Here is a 19,493-nt window from a genome sequence, read left to right as displayed (position 1 = left end):
CTCAAATATCTAGAAATCAGTACTATGGAATGGCTAAGTCCCAGTGATTTTAATCATTTACCTCTACTTGGCTGCTTCCCACTCCTCGCAAGCCTCTGCGGTTGTCGGAACACCGTGCTTCTTGCGGATAAGGTCGAAGATGATCGCCTTAATGATCGCGATAGCCATTAATGCGAGCACGAATGAGAATGGCAATGCTCCGATCATCATCGTTATCCGGATCGCATCAATTCCACCCAGCACGAGCATGCTGCCGACCATAAACGCCAACGCCCCACCCCAAAACAAAATGTGATAGCGGCGCTGCCCTTCATCCTCGCCAGCACCATTGATTGTGTTGACGATCAGAATCGCGCTGTCCGCAGATGTTACGAGGTAAGTCATGAGCAACACCACAACTAGGATCGAGACGATCTGGGCTGCGGCCGGATCAAGCAGCACTGCGAGCGTTGCGTATAGCTGGTCAGAAATGCCCGCTTCGGCAATCGCGCCTTGCGCAGCACCGCTCAACTCCAGATCGATCGCGGTGCCGCCAACAATCGCCATCCAGAAGAAGCACATCAGCGAGGGAACCATGATCACGCCAAGAACATATTCGCGCACTGTACGGCCGCGTGACACCCGGGCAATGAACATGCCGACGAATGGCGCAAAAGCGATCCACCAAGCCCAATAGAAGATGGTCCAGTCGAGTTGCCACTGCATCAGCTCTTCCGACACTTGGCTTCCGTCGCTCGCAAACAGCGTCAGTGTCTTGGCAGGGAGGGCAACAAGGTAGTCGGTCAGTCCAGTCCACATCAGCTCCAACCCGTACAGATCGGAACCAACGATCACGAACAAGGCGAGCAACAAGAACGACAAACCCATATTGAGGTTCGAAAGCCACTTGATGCCTCGCCCGACGCCCGACAACGCGCTGATTGTTGACGCACCCACCAGCACCAGCAGGGCGGCAACAATCGCGATTGTGCTCGCCGTCCCCTCCGAATTGACAAGCCAATCGCCCATTCCGACCCGATAAAGACCTGCCACAAATTGCTCTACGCCCAGACCCATGGTCACCGCGACACCCAATATCGTGGCGACTACTGCAACCACGTCAACCACGTGGCCTGCAGTGCCGGACAACCGCTCTCCGAACAGCGGCACCAGTGCAGAACGGATTGTTAGGGGCAATCCCCGGCGATAGGAGACATAACCAATCGCCAGCCCGACCAGCGCATAGGTTGCCCAAGCCGCAAAGCCCCAGTGCAGAAAGGTGTAGACATAGGCCGGCCGAACGGCTTCTGCAGAACTCGCTTCGATAGCGCCACGGATGATCTCCGGATTGTTAGAGAAATGTGCCAGAGGCTCGCCTGTCGAGTAGGTTAGCATGCCGATCCCGATCCCGGCGCCAAACAACATGGCAAACCATGAGAAGCGAGAGAATTCGGGCTTGTCACCGGGCGTCCCGATCCGCAAACGCCCCGATTGCGGCAGCGCAGCAAGGACCAGTGCGATTACCATCAGCAGCGCTACCAGATAGACATACCATCCGCTGAAACTCGATATGATATTCTCATTCGCGGCACTCAAAGTCTCATTGGCACGCACCGGGAAAAAGATCGCCCACATGATCAGCAGTGAGACTATGATCTTGCCCGGGATCGTCACTTCACGGCTGAAGCCATCATAGAATCCCTGGTCATGGGTTTCGATGGGTAGGTCAATTATGGGCGGATCAATCGGTAGGTCGTTGCTTGGTTGCATGTCTGAAGCTGCTGCGTCCATGTATTTTCAGGCAAATGTTCGCATGCTCGCTCAACGAGCCAGAGTGCGTCTCTCTGCATGGGATGAGCTCAAAGCATAGGGCGCGGGCCGCACAATGCAAATCGTCGGTCATTGCGGCCGTTCAATGTCTGCTACTTGGCGGTTAGCCGGATGTCTGCTCCGCTTCTCAATGCCACCGAAATCGGACTTTCTGCAATCGAACCAACTCCGGATATCTTAGAGAGCCGCTCGAACGTCCGCTTTCAACCCAATATCAGACGTTAGCGACTAACCCCGATACAGCCCGTCGATCCGCTCCTGATAGCGATCGCGGATCTTGTGACGGCGGATCTTCATGCTCGGCGTCATTTCTTCGTTTTCGATTGTGAAGCCCTCATCCGCAAACGCGAATTGCCGCACCTTCTCGATGACTGACAGATCCTTGTTTACACGATCAACCGCGGCGCGGACTGCGTTCTTGAATGCGGGCAAGTCTTGCAACGTGGCCATGTCGAACTTTTCATCATTTGCCTTGCACCATTCGACCGCCCATTCGGGATCCGGCACAATCAGACCGACCACATAGGGCCGCTTGTCACCGCTCACCATGGCTTGCGCGATTTCGGGCTGCAGTGTCAGCATGCCTTCGATCTTTTGCGGGGCGACATTGTCACCCTTGTCATTGACGATCATGTCCTTCTTGCGGTCAGTGATCACGATCCGCCCGGCTTCGTCCAAATGGCCAATGTCGCCCGTATGCAGCCAGCCATCCACGATTGTGCGGGCAGTCTCGGCCTCATTGCGCCAGTAACCGTGCATCACCAGCTCACCGCGCACCAGGATCTCGCCATCATCGGCAATCTTCACCTCGACCCCGCGCATGGGCGGCCCGACAGTGTCCATCTTGAGCCCTGTCTTGGGGCGATTGCAGCTGATAACCGGCCCGGCTTCGGTCTGGCCATAGCCCTGAAGCATGGTGAGCCCCATGGCTTCGAAGAAATTGCCGACATCAGGGTTCAGCGGCGCACCACCTGACACCATCGCCTTGATCCGTCCGCCGAACCGCGCGCGAATCTTGGGGCGCAGGGTCTTCTCGATCAGGAAGTCCATCGGCTTGTCGCGTTTGCGCTTGCGATCACCCTCGCTGATCATCAGCGCCTTATCCATCAGGTAATTTGCGAGTTTGCCCTGCTTCTCGACCGTCTTCATGATGCGCGTGCGCAGCACCTCGAACAGACGCGGGACCACGACCATTATCGTGGGGCGGGTTTCCTCGATATTGCTGGCGAGCTTCTCCAGCCCTTCGGAATAATAGATTTCCGCCCCCACCCCGATCGGCAGGAACTGGCCGCCTGTGTGTTCGTAGGCGTGGCTTGCAGGAAGGAAGCTCAAGAAACGCTCATCCTTGATTCCGAAATCTTCGAGCAGGATTTCAGCCGCGCCCGCCACATTGCACAGGATCGCGCCATGATGCTGCAACACACCGCGCGGTGCGCCGCCGGTTCCGCTGGTGTAGATGATGCACGCGGTTGTATCGCGTCCGATACCGGCCATGCGCGCATCCACTACGGCACGCGCTTCAGCGGCATCGCCCGAAGTCAATGTGTCCCAGCCGTGATAGTCGAACGGCCCCGATTGATGGCGGCGAAGGTCTTCAATCCCGATCACATGTTCGATCAGGCCGGTGGACTGGATTGCATTGTGAACCGGAGCGAGCAGCTTCTCGGTCGAGACAAACACAGCGCGCGCGCCCGAGTTATCAAAGATATGCGCATGGTCGCGCGGGGTGTTGGTAATGTAGGTTGGAACCGACACACAGCCCGCAGCCATGATCGCCAGATCGGCTATGCACCATTCCGGCCGGTTCTCGCTGACGATGCAGACGCGGTCACCATCATTGAGGCCCAGCCTGCGTAGGCCTTCGGCGATCAAGCAGACTTGCTCAGCTGTTTCGCGCCAGCTCCTGGTTATCCATTCACCATCTTTCTTCGCGGCCAGAAACGGCGCATCGCCTTTCTCGTCGGCTCGCGACAGAAAGAGTTCAACCAGAGTGTTTGCACTATCGATTTCGGCCAGCGCCACTGATTTGCTCCTGCTCCAGGGGAAGGTTGTTTTGTTATATCTGTTTTTGCTGCTCTAAAGTCCTGCAAATGTAGCGGCAAGTCCAAGCCGCATCAGGGTACGATCAACAGGGTTTCGATTCTGGGGTCGCGCACGCTAACCCAACTGCCATTCTCGCGCAGAATCGCGTTGACTTTGATCGGGGCGGGTCGCGCGATCAACTGGCTATGGCCAAGCGCTTCGAATGCCGTGGTTTGATCTTCCAGCCAAGTGCCGCTTTCAAAAATGATCCGGTCGCCAAAGGCCATTGTGAAGGGCAGGGCGAGCGCCTGCTCAGCTGTCAGGCCAAAGTCGATCGCGCCGATAATCGCCCGGGTTGTCGACACAGGTATTGTTGGGCCGCCTGCTGCACCAACGATCATGAAAGGTTCGCCATCCGGGTCCCAAACGATCGTAGGCGACATGGAACTGCGCGGGCGTTTGCCGCCTTCAACCCGATTGGCGACAGGCTTTCCGTCCACCTCTGGAGCGCGGCTGAAGTCGGTCAGCTCGTTATTGAGGAAGAAGCCATGGGCAATCAGGCCCGAACCGAAAGAGCTTTCAATGGTTGAGGTATAGCTGACCATATGGCCGGCGCGATCAACCACGGAGAAGTGAGATGTGCCGCGCTCTTCAGGTTCGTCACCATCCGCCCAGGCGATGTCCGCGCCTTCGGGCTTGCCCGGGCTAACGCTCTCGGCGCGCATTGACGCATCGATCAGCGCGCTTCGTTGCGCAATGTAGGATGGATCGATCAGCCCGGCGACCGGCACCGGCACGAAGTCGGAATCGGCCATATAGATTTCCCGGTCGGCATAGGCGAGCCGTTGGGATTCGAGGAACAGGTGCCAGGTGACAGGATTCTCAACGCCCAAGGCGGCCAAATCAAACCGCTCCAGCTGACCCAGCATCTGGATCACAGCGACACCGCCAGAACTGGGCGGCCCCATGCTGCACACCCGGTAGCGGCGATAGCTGCCACATACTGCATCGCGCACTTTGGGTTCGTAACCGGCCAGATCTTCGGTTGTCATTGCGCCTTCGCTCGGAGTGGCGGAAGCGACGGTTGCCACAATTTCTTCGCCAAGCTCAGCTCCGTAGAAAGCCTGGAAGCCTTGCTTTGCAATCCGTTCAAAAGCTTGCGCCAGCGCTTCATTCTTGATCCAGGAGCCTGCGGGCAAGACTTTGCCATCGGAATCGTAATAAAGGTCCCGCCCTGCCTGCGTTCCTGCTACAAATTCAGGGCGCTGGTTGAGCGAGTTGTACATCCGCTCGTTCATCCCGAAACCGTCGCGGGCCAGCTTTATCGCGGGCTCGAATAATTCAGCCCAAGAAAGCTTGCCATGATTGTTATGCGCCAGTGCAGCCATGCGGATATTGCCCGGCACGCCGACGCTCAAACCACTCTCAACTGACTCGCGAAATCCCGGCAGCGAACCGTCTTCGTTCAAGAACCATTCGGGCGATGCACCCGCCGGAGCTGTTTCGCGGCCGTCGTAGGAAATGACCTTGCCATCAGGGGCTCCGCGGAGCAGAAATCCACCACCGCCTATTCCAGAGCTTTGCGGCTCAACCACTGTAAGTGCCAGCATCACTGCGATTGCAGCATCGGTCGCGCTTCCACCCTTAGCGAGAATCTCTTCACCTGCTGCTTGCGCGCGCGGATCAGCCGCACTGACAGCGCCTTGTTCGGCCACGTCCGGTGCGTGGAAAGTCATTTCCAGCGGCGAGGAGTATGCCCCTGTGCAAGAGGCCATTAGCGAAAGCGCGATCAGCGCTGTCAGTCGATTGGGTCTCATACGGGCTGGCTATTCGCTTCCGACCGCTTCGGCAATGGTGGAATAGCCTTCGCGTTTCATCAGACGCTCCAGCCCGCGAACAATTTTCGCGCCCAGGCCCGGCCCTTCATAGACCATGGCGCTATACAGCTGGACCAGGCTCGCGCCCGCTTTGATCCGCTCCCACGCATCCTCTGCACTGGCGATGCCGCCAACGCCAACCAGCGGAATCGTGCCGCCGGTCGCTGAACGGAAATCGCGCACGCGCTGAGTCGCCAGCGGTTTCAAAGGTGCTCCAGAAAGCCCGCCGACTTCGCCGGCGTGGTGCGAGCGCAGCTCTGGCCGCGATATCGTCGTGTTCGAAACGATCAGCGCGCTTAGTTTCTTGTCGAGAGCGATCCGGGCGATTGCGTCAATATCGGTCGGCTCCAGGTCAGGCGCTACTTTAAGAAAGATAGGTGGCGGCTCCGCTTCGGACACCGCGCCGCGCGCTTCGATCACGGCGTCCAGCAATTCGGTCAATGCGCCTTCGTCCTGCAGCGCGCGCAGTCCCGGCGTGTTGGGGCTGGAGATGTTTACCGCCAGATAGCTTGCGTGCGGCGTCATCATCCGTGTCATGATCGCATAATCTTCGATGCGATCATCAGAGTCCTTGTTCGCGCCGATGTTGATTCCTACAACGCCCGACCGCCCTCTGCGCCTTTTCAGCCTTTTCAGTGCCGCTTCTGCACCGCTATTGTTAAACCCCATCCGGTTGATCACAGCCCTGTCTTCAACCAGTCTGAACAGGCGCGGTTTGGGATTACCCGCCTGCGGCCGCGGCGTGATGGAGCCAACCTCTGCAAAGCCAAATCCCAGCCCCAACAGCGCGTCAGGGACTTCGGCATCCTTATCGAAGCCTGCAGCGACGCCCACCGGGTTAGGAAAGGCGACTCCTGCAAGCTCCACGGCCAGTTGCCCGGCTCTTGCGGGTGCGCGGTGCGGCATCAGGCGTAGCCCCTCGATTGCCATGCGATGAGCTGATTCGGAATCTAAAGCGAAAATGGCGGGGCGCAGAAGACGAAACAACATGGTGATGCGCCTATGACAAGGTGCGTCAGGCCTGTCGAGGCCGAAGCATTAGTCGTCTGGCTGCGGGAGCCCGCTTGTAGGCCTAGCGCTAAGCGCTAATGACTCGCAACTAAGGTTTTGGCGTTGAATCTGCAGAATTCCTCCCCTATCTCCCAAATTGGAACGAATCAGTCCAATTTTCATAGGATTAGTATGCGACTGTCCAATCTAGCTGATTACGCCGTGGTCATCATGTGCGCCGCTTCGCGTCATTGTGGCGGCGGTCGCGTGTCCGCAGGAGAATTGGCTGCGGAAACCGGAATCCCTGGGCCGACAGTGCAGAAAGTCGTCAGTAAACTGACTGGCGCAAGCTTGCTGCGATCGGTGCGCGGCGCCGGCGGCGGTTTGCAGTTGGCGCGCCCTGCCGCCGCGATCAGTGTGGCAGACATAGTCGAAGCGGTCGAAGGCCCGATTGCGCTGACCGCGTGCATCGAAGGGCCCTATTGCGCGATGGACCACAATTGCTCGGTCAAACCCCATTGGCCGAAGATCAACAATGCTTTGCGCGGCGCTCTGGCAGACATTTCGCTGACGAGCCTCACCCGAATTGAAGAGATAGCATGAGCGAAGAACTTGACATTCAAGATCGCGAAGCTCGCGATGCTGCGGCGAAAGCGGCGGACTATGAGCACGGCTGGTCGGCAGACATCGAGACCGAGTTTGCCGAGAAAGGCCTGACCGAAGATACCGTACGGTTTATCTCGGGCAAGAAGGGTGAACCTGAATGGATGCTCGAATGGCGCCTTAAGGCATTCCGTCTCTGGCAGACCATGGAAGAGCCCGATTGGGCCAAGGTCGGCTATCCCAAGATCGATTATCAAGGCGCCTATTATTACGCCGCACCGACCAAGAAGGTGGAACTGAATTCGCTCGACGATCTCGATCCCGATATCAAGGCGGTCTATGACAAGCTTGGTATCCCGCTCGGCGAACAAGAGGTTCTGGCCGGCGTAAAGGGTGCGAAGAAGGTTGCGGTTGATGCTGTGTTCGACAGTGTCTCTGTGGCGACCACTTTCCGTGAAGAGCTGAAAAAGGCGGGCGTAATCTTCCTTTCGATCAGCGAGGCGATCAAGGAATATCCAGACCTGGTGAAGAAGTGGCTCGGCAAGGTTGTGCCGCAGCGCGATAATTTCTTCGCGACATTGAACTGCGCGGTCTTTTCAGATGGCACATTCGTTTACATTCCAGAGGGCGTGCGCTGCCCGATGGAACTCTCCACTTACTTTCGCATCAATGCCGAAAACACGGGCCAATTCGAGCGTACGCTGATCATCGCCGAGAAGGGCGCTTACGTGTCCTATCTCGAAGGCTGCACCGCGCCGATGCGCGATGAGAACCAGTTGCACGCGGCCGTCGTAGAACTGGTCGCAATGGAAGATGCGGAGATCAAATATTCGACCGTCCAGAACTGGTATCCTGGCGATGCAGAGGGCAAGGGCGGCATCTATAATTTCGTCACCAAGCGTGGTCTGTGCCAGGGCGATCGTTCCAAGATCAGCTGGACTCAGGTTGAAACCGGCAGCGCGGTGACGTGGAAATACCCTTCCTGCGTATTGAATGGCAAAGACAGTGTGGGCGAGTTCTACTCGGTGGCGTTGACCAACAATTACCAGCAGGCCGATACCGGCACCAAGATGATACATAACGGCGCGGGATCGCGCTCGACGATTATCTCGAAGGGCATCTCGGCGGGCAAGTCTAACAACACCTATCGCGGATCGGTGCGGGTTGGCCCCAATGCCGATGGGGTGCGCAATTTCACGCAATGCGACAGCCTGCTGCTCGGATCGGAATGCGGCGCGCATACCGTGCCCTATATCGAAGTGAAGAACCCCTCAGCTCAGATCGAGCATGAGGCGACTACGAGTAAGATCAGCGACGACCAGCTGTTCTACGCGATGCAGCGCGGGCTGGATGAAGAAGAGGCGGTGGCACTGATCGTGAACGGCTTTGCCAAGGACGTGCTGAAAGAGCTGCCGATGGAATTTGCCGTCGAGGCGCAAAAGCTGCTTGCGATTTCGCTTGAGGGGAGTGTGGGGTGACTGAACGAAGAACCCTCAAGCTATCTGATGCACCCGCCACCGACGCGCCCAATCTCAAGAAGAAGGGCCGCGGCTGGGAGATTTCGGAGAAGCGTCTCGATGCGCTGCACGATCAAGCGCGCGAGATGAAGCGGTTTGCCTCGCCTGCGCACAAGGCGCTCGCCGCGCGCTTCGCCAAGGCCGATCTTGGCCGCTACACCTTCAAACGCTTTGCCGTGGTTGGCAGCGCGATTGTCGATTTCAATTGCCACAATCTCGGCATGGCGATCGCGATTGACGAAGAGGGGCAGAACGATGCCATCGCGAAGCGCCGCGACAAAAGCCTGGAGGTGGTCAATATCCGCGTGATGCGGATCAAGGCTTCGGATATCCTGGAGAATATGGACGCTGTGCTCGAGCGGATCAGCGCCGGTATGCGCATGCGGATTGCGGACAAGCGTGATGCGCGCCGCGAACATTTCGAGCGCTCTACGCCGCGCCAAGATCGACACAACGACAACACGCAATCATCGGGTCGCACCAACGAGCAAAATGGGGGCGACGAATGATACCTGGACTTAATGACCTGTATGCGCCGGACATGCAGAAGATCTTGTTCTTCCTGGTCCCGGAATTGGCTGCACTTTCGATGATGGTGATGAATCTGACACGAGGATTTTCGATCCCGGGCAAGTTCATGATGGTGCTGTTTGCAGCGATCTCGATCTATTTCTTTCCGCAGTTCATGGAGGTCTTCTGATGCTTTTGTCTTCGGCCGTTGTTGCGCTGTCATTGCAGGCGGCGACCGCCGTGCCAGCGCAGGACGCGGTGATCAGCGAGACCTGGGAATTGGCCTATGACGTGGCGATCACGCCATTTGTCGAAGACTATCGGCGTTGCCTCAACTACGGCAATCGTATTGCGCGCGGGCTCCCGGATTTCGAGCAGCAGCACCGCAGCGATCTTCCGCGTTGCACGAAGGTTTACCAGGAATCGATCGAGGCCTCTAACCGGATGATGGAGCGTCGTGGCCGTGAAGAACTGTTCACACCCGAAGATGTGACCCGGGCATTCGACACGATTGGCTATATCCACGTGCAGCGCGGCCGCTTCGTTGATGACAGTTTGCGTCATCGTGAACAAAGGCTCGCACGATACACCACCACCCATGCGCCATCCCAGGCGCCGCTTGATCAACCTGAACAGCAAGCTCAACAGGAAGTTTCGTTACCCAATGCTGAAAATTGAGAACCTCCACGCCGAGATTGACGGCAAGCAGATATTGAACGGGCTAACGCTTGAAGTTGCCGCCGGTGAAATCCACGCCATTATGGGGCCCAATGGCGCTGGCAAGTCGACGCTCGCCTATGTGCTGGGCGGCCGGCCAGGCTATGAAGTGACCGAAGGGTCCGTCACCTTCAACGGGGAAGATCTCTTCGAGCTCGAACCGCATGAGCGCGCGGCGGCCGGCATGTTCCTGGGCTTCCAATATCCGGTCGAGATACCCGGCGTATCTAATGTCCAGTTCCTGCGCGAGGCATTGAATTCGCAGCGCAAGGGGCGCGGCGAAGAACCGCTCTCGGGCGGCGAATTCTTGAAGCTCGCCAAAGAGAAGGCAGGCCTGCTGCGCATGGATATGGAGATGCTGAAACGGCAGGTGAATGTCGGCTTTTCCGGCGGAGAGAAGAAACGCGCGGAAATGGTGCAGATGGGCATCCTTGATCCCAAGTTTGCGGTGCTCGATGAAACCGACAGCGGTTTGGACATCGATGCACTGCGTGTTGTGGGTGAAGGGATCAACGCGATCATGCGCGATCCTGCCAAGGGCGTGCTGCTGATTACGCATTATCAACGCCTGCTTGACGTCGTGAAGCCGGACAAGGTGTCTGTTCTTGCCAAGGGCCGGATCGTTCAGACCGGCGGGCCTGAGCTGGCGCTCAGACTTGAAGAAGAGGGTTATGATGTGGTGATGGCCGATGCCTGAAGCGGCAACCCTTGAACGCCCTACCAACTCGCAAGAGGCATGGCGCTATGCCGACGCGGGTTACCTTCGGGATGCAGAGCTATCCACGCTGACCGACTGGCGGGAATTGACCGTCGCAGCGGGCGAAGAGCGCGAAGACACGCGCATTGTCGCGGCTGGAGTGGAACGCTTGCGTGTGCATCTGGGCAAGGGCGCGCGTTATGCGATGTTCGCATTGAACGCGGCGGGTCCTTACGCACGGCTCGAGCTTGAAGTGACGCTGGAAGACGGCGCGCATTTTGAGTTCGGCGGCGTGACAGTGGGCGGCGGCGATGCGACCCAGGAATTTGTCACGCGCACAATCCACGCAAGGCCCAATGGCACATCGAACCAGACTGTGCGCGCTGTGCAATGGGGCCGTTCTACCGGAAATTTCCTGGGCCGCATTGATGTGGTGAAGGGTGCGCAAAAGACCGACGCGGCGCAGAATTTCCGCGCTTTGTTGCTGGAAAAGGGTGCCACCGCCAACACCAAGCCGGAGCTCGAAATTTTCGCAGACGATGTGCAATGCGCGCATGGCGCTGCGATCGGCCAAATGGACGAGATGGCGCGATACTATATGGCGGCGCGTGGCATCGCGCCGGATGTAGCGCGCAAGCTGTTAGTGCAGGCGTTTATTGGCGATGCTTTTGTGGAAATGCGAAACCAGGATGAAGCCGAGCGTATGATCGCCCTAGCACTTGATGAACTGGAGGGGAATTTATGAAGATTTCAGCAAAGTCAGTTTCAGCGCTGGCGTTCTCTTTGTTTCTTGTGGGTGGTGCAGTTGCACTTTCAGCCAGCAATCCAGAGGAGGGGGCGGTCCCGCCTCAAGACGCATTCACGCCAATTGAGCGCTATGGCATCACTTATGACAAGCCGCGCGACATTGCCGAATTCTATCTCGAACAGTTTGGTCTCGATCGCAACGATGCCGATGTGCACGAGGTTCGCCATCCAGGCAATCGCTCGATGCGCATTCTGATTGTGACGGCCGACGAGGTGGAAAACCACTCCGTTACAGGTGTCCAATGGCGCCTTGGCGTCAGGTTTTCCAATGGGCAATGGCAAGCTGTCGAAGCCGGCATGCGACGCAAGTGCGCGCGTGGCGAAGACGCTGGTCAATGGACGAAGAGCGTATGTCCCTGACGCTCGCCTCCGCCCGTCTAGCCGACAGCAAATCGGATTTTCCCGGCCTGCTGACGGCTGACGGGAAGGCCTGGCACTATCTCGATACCGCAGCGACGGCGCAAAAGCCGCAGGCGGTTATTGATGCGATGGCGCGTGCGCTGGGCCAGGATTATGCCACCGTGCATCGCGGAGTGTACTCGCGCTCGGCAGAGATGACTCTTGCTTATGAAGCGGCGCGCCGCCGCACAGCTGACTTCATCGGCGGCAAGGAAGAAGAAATTGTATTTGCACGCGGCGCAACCGAAGCGATCAATCTGGTCGCGGCAACATGGGGCGCAGCGAATATCGGCGAAGGCGACCGCATTCTGCTTTCAGCGCTGGAGCATCACTCAAATATTGTGCCGTGGCAGATGCTGGCAGAGAAGGTTGGCGCGCATATCGATATCTGCCCGCTCACCAGTGATCACCAGATCGACCTGGATGCCGCCGAGGTCATGCTGACCGAACGGCACAAACTTGTCGCGCTCGCGCATGTCTCGAATGTACTCGGCTCGGTCCTCGATGCGAAACGCGCGGCGGGCCTGGCGCATGGCGTGGGCGCAAAGCTGCTGCTCGATGGGTGCCAGGCGGCACCTCGTCTGAAGCTTGATGTCGCGCCGCTCGATTGCGATTTCTACGTCTTCAGTGCGCACAAACTCTATGGCCCGACCGCGATTGGCGCGCTTTGGGCGCGGAGCGAAATTCTGAACGCAATGCCGCCATATCAAGGCGGCGGCGCGATGATCGACCGCGTCACATTCGACAAAACCACTTACGCGCCTGCCCCGCAGCGCTTTGAAGCGGGTACGCCGGCGATTACCGAAGCTGTCGCGCTGCATGCAGCGATCGACTATGTCGATGCCATCGGCATGGACGTGATCCATGCACGTGAGACTGCATTGGTTGCCCAATTGCGCGACGCGCTCAGCCCAATGAACGATGTGACGATTTATGGCCCGGCAGACAGCGCGGGCATCGTCAGTTTCATGCTCGACGGGGTTCATCCGCATGATCTGGGCACTATATTGGACGAAGCCAATGTCGCGATCCGTGCCGGGCATCATTGCGCACAGCCACTCATGGATTATCTCGGCGTGCCTGCCACTGCGCGCGCAAGCTTTGGATTGTATTCGGACGAAAGCGATGTCGAAGCGCTGCTCGACGGGATTGTTAGAACAAGAAAGATTTTCGCTTAGGAAGCGCCTATGAATAAGCCATCTGAGGAAAAGAAATTCATTGCGGCACCTTCGCCGACAGAGCAGGTCGTGAAGCCACGTCGTGCGCGCGTCGAGGATGCGGTTGACCCTGATTCTGAAAGCGCAAGCGACAAGCTTGAGCGCAAGCGCGATTATCTCGAAGGGTTCCTTGCGAAGAAGCCGGAGAATGTTTCCCCTGCCGAGCCAGGCGGCGAACTGCATGATGCGGTGATCGCTGCGCTGAAAGAGATTTACGATCCCGAAATCCCGGTCAACATTTATGATCTTGGCCTGATCTATGGTGTCGAGATCACCGAAGATGCCGATGCGATGGTTACGATGACGCTGACCACGCCGCATTGTCCGGTGGCTGAGTCAATGCCAGGTGAAGTCGAGCTGCGCGCCGCCAGTGTGCCGGGCATACGCGACGCTGAAGTGTCGCTTGTATGGGACCCGCCGTGGGGACCGGACAAGATGACTGACGAAGCGCGGCTTGAACTGGGGATGCTGTAAGATGACAGACACTAAGACACGCCAGATCCCCGCCGCCGTAACCCTGACAAAAGGCGCTGAGGCCCGTATTGCCGAACTGATGGGCAAGGCGCCTGACGATGCCATTGGCGTCAAGCTGTCGACCCCGCGGCGGGGCTGCTCTGGCCTCGCCTATTCCGTCGACTACGTCACGGAAGAAGCCAGGTTTGATGAGAAGATCGAAACGCCCGGCGGCGTTTTCTACATCGATGGCGCAAGCGTGCTCTATCTGGTCGGCTCAATCATGGATTGGGTCGAGGACGATTTCACCGCTGGCTTCGTATTCGAAAACCCCAATGCCAAGGGCGCATGCGGCTGCGGCGAAAGTTTTATGGTCTGAGTTGCGCCAGATGGCGTCCCTCAACCCTCTTCGATGATCCGGGATAGCAGCGCACGTTCCAGATCATCGACTTCGCCATCGGCATCGACCATCTTTTCCAGCCAAACCTGCTCGAAATCGTCCACTAGATTGCCCGCAGCGGCCGCTTCGGTGTAATCTACGCCTGCGGGTTTTTTGCCGAACGCCAATACGAGGTTCCGGCGAAAGTTCGGCGCTTCGCGGGCCATTTCTGCCATGAAACGACCGACCCGCACTTCATTGTCTGCGCAGCGCACGTACACAGGCTGCACGATCGACATTGCGCCCATCACTCGCGCGGCGCGCCTCCACGTGGGCCGCAGTGGGCGTGGCGCCAGGCCTGTCAGGGTAGAGAAACACGTCGAGCACACAGGCTTCGCCAGCAAACTGCAGCTTGCGCGAATCGCCTTCGCGCACGTCCAGCTGCGGGTTGCCGAATTGACGCTGCAACTGCGCTGCGCCTGCGCCAATCACACCTTCCAGCCCCGCTCTACTCAAGGCCTGTGGTGCACTCGGAATTGTGGCCTCGGTAGCGGGCGTGCCTGGCGGGTTGCGCTGGCTTTGCGATGCAGGTTCGGGCCGCGATGATGTGCGATCGTGCACGATGATCGGGCCACCTCCTGTAGAGACGCATGCTGAAAGCGGCGCCACAGCAGCTAGGAAGGTCAAAAAAGTGCGAATTGGCGACATGAAAAGCCTCTATGGTAATCTTTTGCTAAAACTTTGCACCAAATGGGTTCCTGACGCGGCGTCGATTACGGGGGCAAGTAAATTTGCAAACGAAACAGTCATCAGCCCGGCAATTGCCCCCGAAGCAGAAGGTGCTCGAAGCTGCCAACAGGCGTGGCTGCATCCCGTGTTGGCCTGTGCCCGAGCCACCACCTCATATCGTTAAGCTCGCGGCCGAACAGGACAGCGTTGATAAACAAGAACACCACCGCAGGCCCAATAGCCGTGAAAAACAGGATCAATGCGATAGGAAGCCCGTGCGCGTTGAACAGCAGGGCGCGGCCGGCTCCGCGGAGGCTGTTTGACAAATCCTCACGAAACGGCAGCTCGAGCGCTGTGGCAGCGCATTCGGGATAATGGCATTGCTCGAACGCCAGAACGACTTCGCCAGTAAAGAACTGCATCACCGCCAGTGCGACTATGCGAAAAAGAAACCAGACGGCAGCTACTGATATGACCCACGACAGCACGACATAAGTGTCACCCTCTGCCTCGAGATAATAACTCAATAACCGCGGCAGGCTTTCGGCCAAGGAAAATCCGAAAACGACGAGCACTATAATCGTGATTGTGAGACTTTTCGCGAGCACCTTCAGGATCGCCCCATCCGAAAATTCTCCAACCGCAACGACCATCGATTTTGCAACAGCGCTCATTGCTGCCATTTCCATTGCTCGCGCCGCCAAGTCAACGCTGACTGAAGAATGACAAGCCATTCTGTCCTTGGCCTGCGCTGACTTGCACGCTAGGCGGTGCGTCGTAAGTTGCTCATTGTAGTTTTAGGAATTTCCGTGACTGAGCCCCGCTATGACGTGATCGCCATCGGCAATGCTATCGTAGATATTATCGCATCGTGCTCTGAAGAACTGATCGATGAGCTCCAGCTCAATCGTGGTGGGATGACGCTGCTTGATGAGGCGCGCGCAGAAGAATTGTATGCGGCTATGCCGCCCGCACGCGAAATCTCTGGCGGATCGGCGGCCAATACGCTCGCCGGTCTCTCGACGCTTGGCTTGCAATGCGCCTTTATCGGCCAGGTAGCCAATGACCGGCTGGGCAAGGTGTTTGCGCATGACATGCGCGCCACAGGCATCGATTTCGACACGCCGATGCGCGAAGGTGAACCCGCAACCGGGCGTTGTCTGATCTTCGTGACGCCTGATGGCGAGCGCACGATGAACACCTTCCTTGGCGCCGGGCAATTCCTGCCAGCTGAATCGCTTAGTGAAGACTTGATCGCGTCGAGCGCAATCCTCTATCTCGAAGGCTATCTGTGGGACCCGGAAGAACCGCGCAAGGCTATGCGACGCGCGATCGAAGTTGCGCGACGCGGAGGCCGCAAGGTCGCCTTTACTGCCAGCGAAAGCTTTGTGATTGAACGCCACGGCGATGATTTCCGCCAGATGCTCGATGATGGCGTGATCGACATTCTGTTCGTAAACGAGCATGAGCTCGCGACGCTGACTGGTCTGAATGACTTTGAAGCCGGAGTGGCAGCGGTTGCTGCTAAAGTTCCGGTTCTGGTCGCAACCCGCAGCGAGAAGGGCGCCATAGCCATCGCGCACGGCGAACGCGCTGAAGTCAAGGCAGAACCGGTCGACAAAGTGATAGATACAACCGGGGCAGGTGACCAGTTTGCGGCAGGATTCCTCTCAGGATTTGCCAAAGGCGAGCCACTTGATAAATGTCTCAAGCGCGGCGCAATCACGGCTGCCGAGGTTATCAGCCACTATGGACCGCGGCCCGAAGCGGACCTGAAGGCCCTGATCGCTGAGCAACTTGGCTAAGCCTTACTAGTCCATGGCCCCCGCATAATCGTCACTACGCAGTGTGAGGATATAGTCTGCGATATCCTCGACTTGTAGTGGATCGAGATCGAAGTCCATTATCTCAGGATAATTGTGCGCATCGGTAAGCCAATCGAGAAACAGGATCTCTTCATAGCGCTTTCCTTCAAACAAGACGTATTAAATAAAGCGTGGCTAGCGCCCGCGCACAATGATCTAGATCAATTTTGCGCCTCGCGCTCCACTTCGCGCCAGCCAATGTCGCGGCGGCAGAACCCGCTGGGAAAATCGATTGCATCGACCGCTGCATAGGCGGCTGCCTGCGCTTCGGTTGCATTCGCGCCAGTTGCTGTCACATTGAGCACACGCCCGCCATTTGCGACCAGCTGACCATCGCGCATTGCGGTGCCCGCGTGGAACACCTTCGCACCGCTGGCATCCACATCACCTAGGCTGATTGCGCCACCCTTAGCCGGCGTGTCGGGATAGCCCCTCGCTGCCATCACAACGGTCATCGCGGTTTGCGACGAGAACTCGCCCGACGTGCCCTGCAGCGAGCCATTCGCACAGGCAAGCATGATCGCCGCCAGATCGCTTTCGAGCCGCGTCATCAAAACCTGACATTCCGGATCGCCGAAACGGCAATTGTATTCGATCAGTTTGGGGCCAGCCTCTGTCAACATTAGCCCGGCATAGAGCACCCCTGAATAGGGCATGCCTTCCTCACGCATCGTGCGCACGGTTGGCTCGATGATTTCAGCCATCACGCGCGCTTGCAGTTGCTCTGTCAGAACTGGCGCTGGCGAATACGCACCCATACCGCCGGTATTGGGGCCGACATCGCCATCGCCCACTCGCTTGTGGTCTTGCGCTGTGCCGAAAGGGATGATCGCGGTGCCATCAGTGAGTGCGAAGAAACTTGCCTCCTCGCCGGTCATGAACTCCTCGATCACCACCTCTGCGCCTGCTTCACCGAACTGCCCGCCGAACATGTCAGCCAGCGCAGCTTCAGCGTCCGAGCAGTTCTCCGCGATGACCACGCCTTTGCCTGCGGCCAACCCGTCAGCTTTCAAGACATAGGGCGGTTCGAAACGATCGAGCGCTGCCTTCGCGTCATCCAATGAAGTTGTTCGCACGTATCCCGCGGTAGGGATGCCGGCACGTTCGCACAGATCCTTGGTAAAGCCCTTGCTTCCTTCGAGCTGCGCGGCAGCTTTGCTGGGGCCGAATACAGGAATGTCGAAATCGCGCAGACTGTCTGCCAAACCGTCAACCAATGGTGCCTCCGGCCCGATCACAACCAGGCCGACGTTGTGCGCTTCGCAAAAATCGACGACTGCGGCGTGACTGCTTGCGTTGAGGCCAACCAGCTCGGCTTCTTCGGCGATCCCGGGATTGCCGGGAGCTGCGAACAATTTGGTGCATGTGGGGGATTGCGCCAGCTTCCACGCCAGCGCATGTTCGCGCCCACCTGAACCGAGCAAAAGGATATTCATGGCCGCTTCGTCCCCTGATGATGGCAATAACGGGCTGGTAGCGCGCGAGCGGCAAGGCGACAACGCCGAGCCTCTCTCGATCACCGAGATTTCTGCTGCGCTTAAGCGAACGGTTGAGGATCGTTTCGGCTTTGTGCGGTTGCGCGGGGAATTGTCAGGCGTGAAACGCGCCGCGTCTGGCCACCTTTACCTTGCGCTGAAAGACGAGAATGCTGTGTTGGATGGCGTGATGTGGCGCGGCAATGCCCAGCGTCTCGCTTTCGTCCCAGAAGACGGGATTGAAGTGATCGCCAGCGGAAAACTTACCACTTATCCCGGGCGCTCCAAATACCAGATCGTGATCGACAGTCTGGAGATCGCGGGCGAGGGGGCGCTGCTCGCGCTGCTGGAGAAGACCAGGCAGAAGCTAGAAGCCGAAGGGCTGTTCGCGCGCGAACGCAAGCAGGCTTTGCCCTTCCTGCCTAAAGTGATTGGCGTTGTGACGTCGCCCACGGGTTCGGTCATCCGCGATATCCTGCACCGGTTGGCGGACCGCTTCCCCAGCCAGGTGCTGGTCTGGCCGGTATTGGTGCAAGGGCAGGGCGCAGCCGAGCAAGTTGCCGGCGCTATACGCGGATTCGCCGCGCTTGATGCGGGCGGACCGCTTCCTCGCCCCGATGTAGTGATCGTTGCACGCGGGGGTGGCTCGATCGAAGACCTGTGGAGCTTCAACGAAGAAGTGGTGGTGCGCGCCATCGCCGATTGTCCGATCCCCGTCATCTCTGCGGTCGGCCATGAAACCGACACAACACTGGCTGACTATGCTGCGGACCGCCGTGCACCCACGCCCACCGCCGCAGCCGAGATGGTGGTTCCTGTGCGCGCGGACTTGATCGCAACCGTCGCCGATTTGGCCAATCGTCAGCGCCGCGCAGTGCTCCGCCCGGTCGAACTTGGGAGTGAACGGCTGGAGGCGCGGGTGCGCCGTATGCCTAAGCTGGAGGCGCTGTTTCAGCCGCATACCCAGCGTCTGGACGAGCTGTCTGAACGTTTGCGGCGCGGATTGCGCGACCAGGCAGGGCAGGGGCGAGAGAAACTGGCGGGCACCTCAGCCCGGTTGTCGCCGACGCTGCTCAAACGCAGTATGGAAGATGCAAGTCGCCAGCTGGCGCGGGTTCGTTTGACACCCGATCTTGTCCGGCGCCCGATAATGCAAAAGCAGGACGCGCTCATCGTGCTGGCGCGGCTGGCGCAGCAATTCCACCCGGAAGAGCCGCTGAAACGCGGTTATGCGATTGTGCGCGATGGTAATGACAAAGCGCTGACTTCGCGCGAGATGGCCGCCAAGGAGGCAGCGTTGGTGCTGCAGTTCGCAGATGGCCGTTTGGAAGTCTCTCAAGGCGATGATTCGTCGCTCAAGAGACCGGCAAAGCCGGCACGGAAGAAACCATCAGTGCCGCCGAAACAAGACGACCTGTTCGGTTAAT

The 19,493-nt window shown here is 58.3% G+C and carries 22 protein-coding genes; 13 read left to right on the top strand and 9 right to left on the bottom strand.

Annotation, left to right across the window (positions count from 1 at the left end; translation table 11 throughout):
* Positions 1-63: 63 nt before the first annotated feature.
* The 4 genes from QQX03_RS01660 to QQX03_RS01645 form a co-directional block, all read right to left on the bottom strand.
* Positions 64-1,749, bottom strand: a complete 1,686-nt coding sequence (locus QQX03_RS01660; RefSeq protein ID WP_285976149.1) for a BCCT family transporter — start codon at positions 1,747-1,749, stop codon at positions 64-66.
* A gap of 288 nt (positions 1,750-2,037) precedes the next feature.
* A complete protein-coding gene (locus tag QQX03_RS01655; protein ID WP_285976148.1) occupies positions 2,038-3,831 on the bottom strand; it encodes an AMP-dependent synthetase/ligase in 1,794 nt (597 codons plus the stop codon).
* Positions 3,832-3,923: 92 nt separating this feature from the next.
* Complete coding sequence (ggt, locus tag QQX03_RS01650; RefSeq protein WP_285976147.1) at positions 3,924-5,648, bottom strand: gamma-glutamyltransferase; 1,725 nt, start codon at positions 5,646-5,648, stop codon at positions 3,924-3,926.
* A gap of 9 nt (positions 5,649-5,657) precedes the next feature.
* Positions 5,658-6,698 carry a quinone-dependent dihydroorotate dehydrogenase gene (locus tag QQX03_RS01645; RefSeq protein ID WP_285976146.1) on the bottom strand — a complete coding sequence of 347 codons (1,041 nt, stop codon included), beginning with the start codon at positions 6,696-6,698 and terminating at the stop codon, positions 5,658-5,660.
* A 192-nt stretch (positions 6,699-6,890) separates the two neighbouring features.
* Between QQX03_RS01645 and QQX03_RS01640 the strand changes: the two genes are divergently transcribed.
* The 11 genes from QQX03_RS01640 to QQX03_RS01590 are packed head-to-tail and all read left to right on the top strand — an operon-like array spanning position 6,891 to position 13,997.
* Positions 6,891-7,301, top strand: coding sequence for an RrF2 family transcriptional regulator (locus tag QQX03_RS01640; protein WP_285976145.1), 411 nt, complete (start codon positions 6,891-6,893; stop codon positions 7,299-7,301).
* Entirely contained in the window at positions 7,298-8,779 is a 1,482-nt protein-coding gene (sufB, locus tag QQX03_RS01635; RefSeq protein WP_285976144.1) for a Fe-S cluster assembly protein SufB, read from the top strand. Before QQX03_RS01640 ends, sufB begins: the two co-directional genes overlap by 4 nt.
* On the top strand, positions 8,776-9,327 hold the full coding sequence (locus QQX03_RS01630) for a DUF559 domain-containing protein (protein ID WP_285976143.1): 552 nt from the start codon (positions 8,776-8,778) through the stop codon (positions 9,325-9,327). The genes sufB and QQX03_RS01630 overlap by 4 nt, the downstream gene beginning before the upstream one ends.
* A complete protein-coding gene (locus tag QQX03_RS01625; protein ID WP_285976142.1) occupies positions 9,324-9,518 on the top strand; it encodes a hypothetical protein in 195 nt (64 codons plus the stop codon). The genes QQX03_RS01630 and QQX03_RS01625 overlap by 4 nt, the downstream gene beginning before the upstream one ends.
* The gene (locus QQX03_RS01620) at positions 9,518-10,006 is read left to right on the top strand and encodes a hypothetical protein (RefSeq protein WP_285976141.1); all 489 of its coding nucleotides are present in this window, start codon (positions 9,518-9,520) and stop codon (positions 10,004-10,006) included. Before QQX03_RS01625 ends, QQX03_RS01620 begins: the two co-directional genes overlap by 1 nt.
* Positions 9,993-10,742 carry a Fe-S cluster assembly ATPase SufC gene (gene sufC / locus QQX03_RS01615; RefSeq protein WP_285976140.1) on the top strand — a complete coding sequence of 250 codons (750 nt, stop codon included), beginning with the start codon at positions 9,993-9,995 and terminating at the stop codon, positions 10,740-10,742. The genes QQX03_RS01620 and sufC overlap by 14 nt, the downstream gene beginning before the upstream one ends.
* Positions 10,735-11,487: a SufD family Fe-S cluster assembly protein gene (locus QQX03_RS01610; RefSeq protein WP_285976139.1), complete on the top strand. Its 753-nt coding sequence runs from the start codon at positions 10,735-10,737 to the stop codon at positions 11,485-11,487. The genes sufC and QQX03_RS01610 overlap by 8 nt, the downstream gene beginning before the upstream one ends.
* Positions 11,484-11,909 (top strand): hypothetical protein, encoded by a 426-nt coding sequence (locus QQX03_RS01605; RefSeq protein WP_285976138.1) that lies wholly within the window; start codon positions 11,484-11,486, stop codon positions 11,907-11,909. The genes QQX03_RS01610 and QQX03_RS01605 overlap by 4 nt, the downstream gene beginning before the upstream one ends.
* Positions 11,900-13,126, top strand: a complete 1,227-nt coding sequence (locus QQX03_RS01600; protein ID WP_285976137.1) for a cysteine desulfurase — start codon at positions 11,900-11,902, stop codon at positions 13,124-13,126. The genes QQX03_RS01605 and QQX03_RS01600 overlap by 10 nt, the downstream gene beginning before the upstream one ends.
* 9 nt (positions 13,127-13,135) lie before the next feature.
* Positions 13,136-13,639 carry an SUF system Fe-S cluster assembly protein gene (locus QQX03_RS01595; protein WP_285976136.1) on the top strand — a complete coding sequence of 168 codons (504 nt, stop codon included), beginning with the start codon at positions 13,136-13,138 and terminating at the stop codon, positions 13,637-13,639.
* Position 13,640: 1 nt separating this feature from the next.
* Positions 13,641-13,997: a HesB/IscA family protein gene (locus QQX03_RS01590; RefSeq protein WP_285976135.1), complete on the top strand. Its 357-nt coding sequence runs from the start codon at positions 13,641-13,643 to the stop codon at positions 13,995-13,997.
* A gap of 20 nt (positions 13,998-14,017) precedes the next feature.
* Here QQX03_RS01590 and QQX03_RS01585 read toward each other — a convergent pair whose 3' ends face one another.
* The 3 genes from QQX03_RS01585 to QQX03_RS01575 all read right to left on the bottom strand — a co-directional run bounded on the left by QQX03_RS01585 (position 14,018) and on the right by QQX03_RS01575 (position 15,400).
* Entirely contained in the window at positions 14,018-14,233 is a 216-nt protein-coding gene (locus QQX03_RS01585) for a hypothetical protein (RefSeq protein WP_285976134.1), read from the bottom strand.
* Between the two features lie 19 nt (positions 14,234-14,252).
* On the bottom strand, positions 14,253-14,666 hold the full coding sequence (locus QQX03_RS01580) for a hypothetical protein (protein WP_285976133.1): 414 nt from the start codon (positions 14,664-14,666) through the stop codon (positions 14,253-14,255).
* Positions 14,667-14,806: 140 nt separating this feature from the next.
* Complete coding sequence (locus QQX03_RS01575; RefSeq protein ID WP_285976132.1) at positions 14,807-15,400, bottom strand: EI24 domain-containing protein; 594 nt, start codon at positions 15,398-15,400, stop codon at positions 14,807-14,809.
* Positions 15,401-15,535: 135 nt separating this feature from the next.
* Between QQX03_RS01575 and QQX03_RS01570 the strand changes: the two genes are divergently transcribed.
* Positions 15,536-16,531, top strand: a complete 996-nt coding sequence (locus tag QQX03_RS01570) for an adenosine kinase (protein ID WP_285976131.1) — start codon at positions 15,536-15,538, stop codon at positions 16,529-16,531.
* A 6-nt stretch (positions 16,532-16,537) separates the two neighbouring features.
* Here QQX03_RS01570 and QQX03_RS01565 read toward each other — a convergent pair whose 3' ends face one another.
* Both QQX03_RS01565 and purD read right to left on the bottom strand, forming a co-directional pair.
* The gene (locus QQX03_RS01565; RefSeq protein ID WP_285976130.1) at positions 16,538-16,705 is read right to left on the bottom strand and encodes a hypothetical protein; all 168 of its coding nucleotides are present in this window, start codon (positions 16,703-16,705) and stop codon (positions 16,538-16,540) included.
* A gap of 47 nt (positions 16,706-16,752) precedes the next feature.
* Complete coding sequence (gene purD, locus QQX03_RS01560; protein WP_285976129.1) at positions 16,753-18,027, bottom strand: phosphoribosylamine--glycine ligase; 1,275 nt, start codon at positions 18,025-18,027, stop codon at positions 16,753-16,755.
* On the opposite strand from purD, the gene xseA reads away from it, so the two are divergent.
* Complete coding sequence (xseA, locus tag QQX03_RS01555; protein WP_285976128.1) at positions 18,026-19,492, top strand: exodeoxyribonuclease VII large subunit; 1,467 nt, start codon at positions 18,026-18,028, stop codon at positions 19,490-19,492. The genes purD and xseA overlap by 2 nt on opposite strands.
* Position 19,493 lies beyond the last annotated feature (1 nt).

It is taken from the genome of Altererythrobacter rubellus, from assembly GCF_030284385.1.
Classification (GTDB): Bacteria; Pseudomonadota; Alphaproteobacteria; order Sphingomonadales; family Sphingomonadaceae; genus Erythrobacter; species Erythrobacter rubellus.
This window is presented reverse-complemented; position numbering and strand designations above follow the sequence as displayed.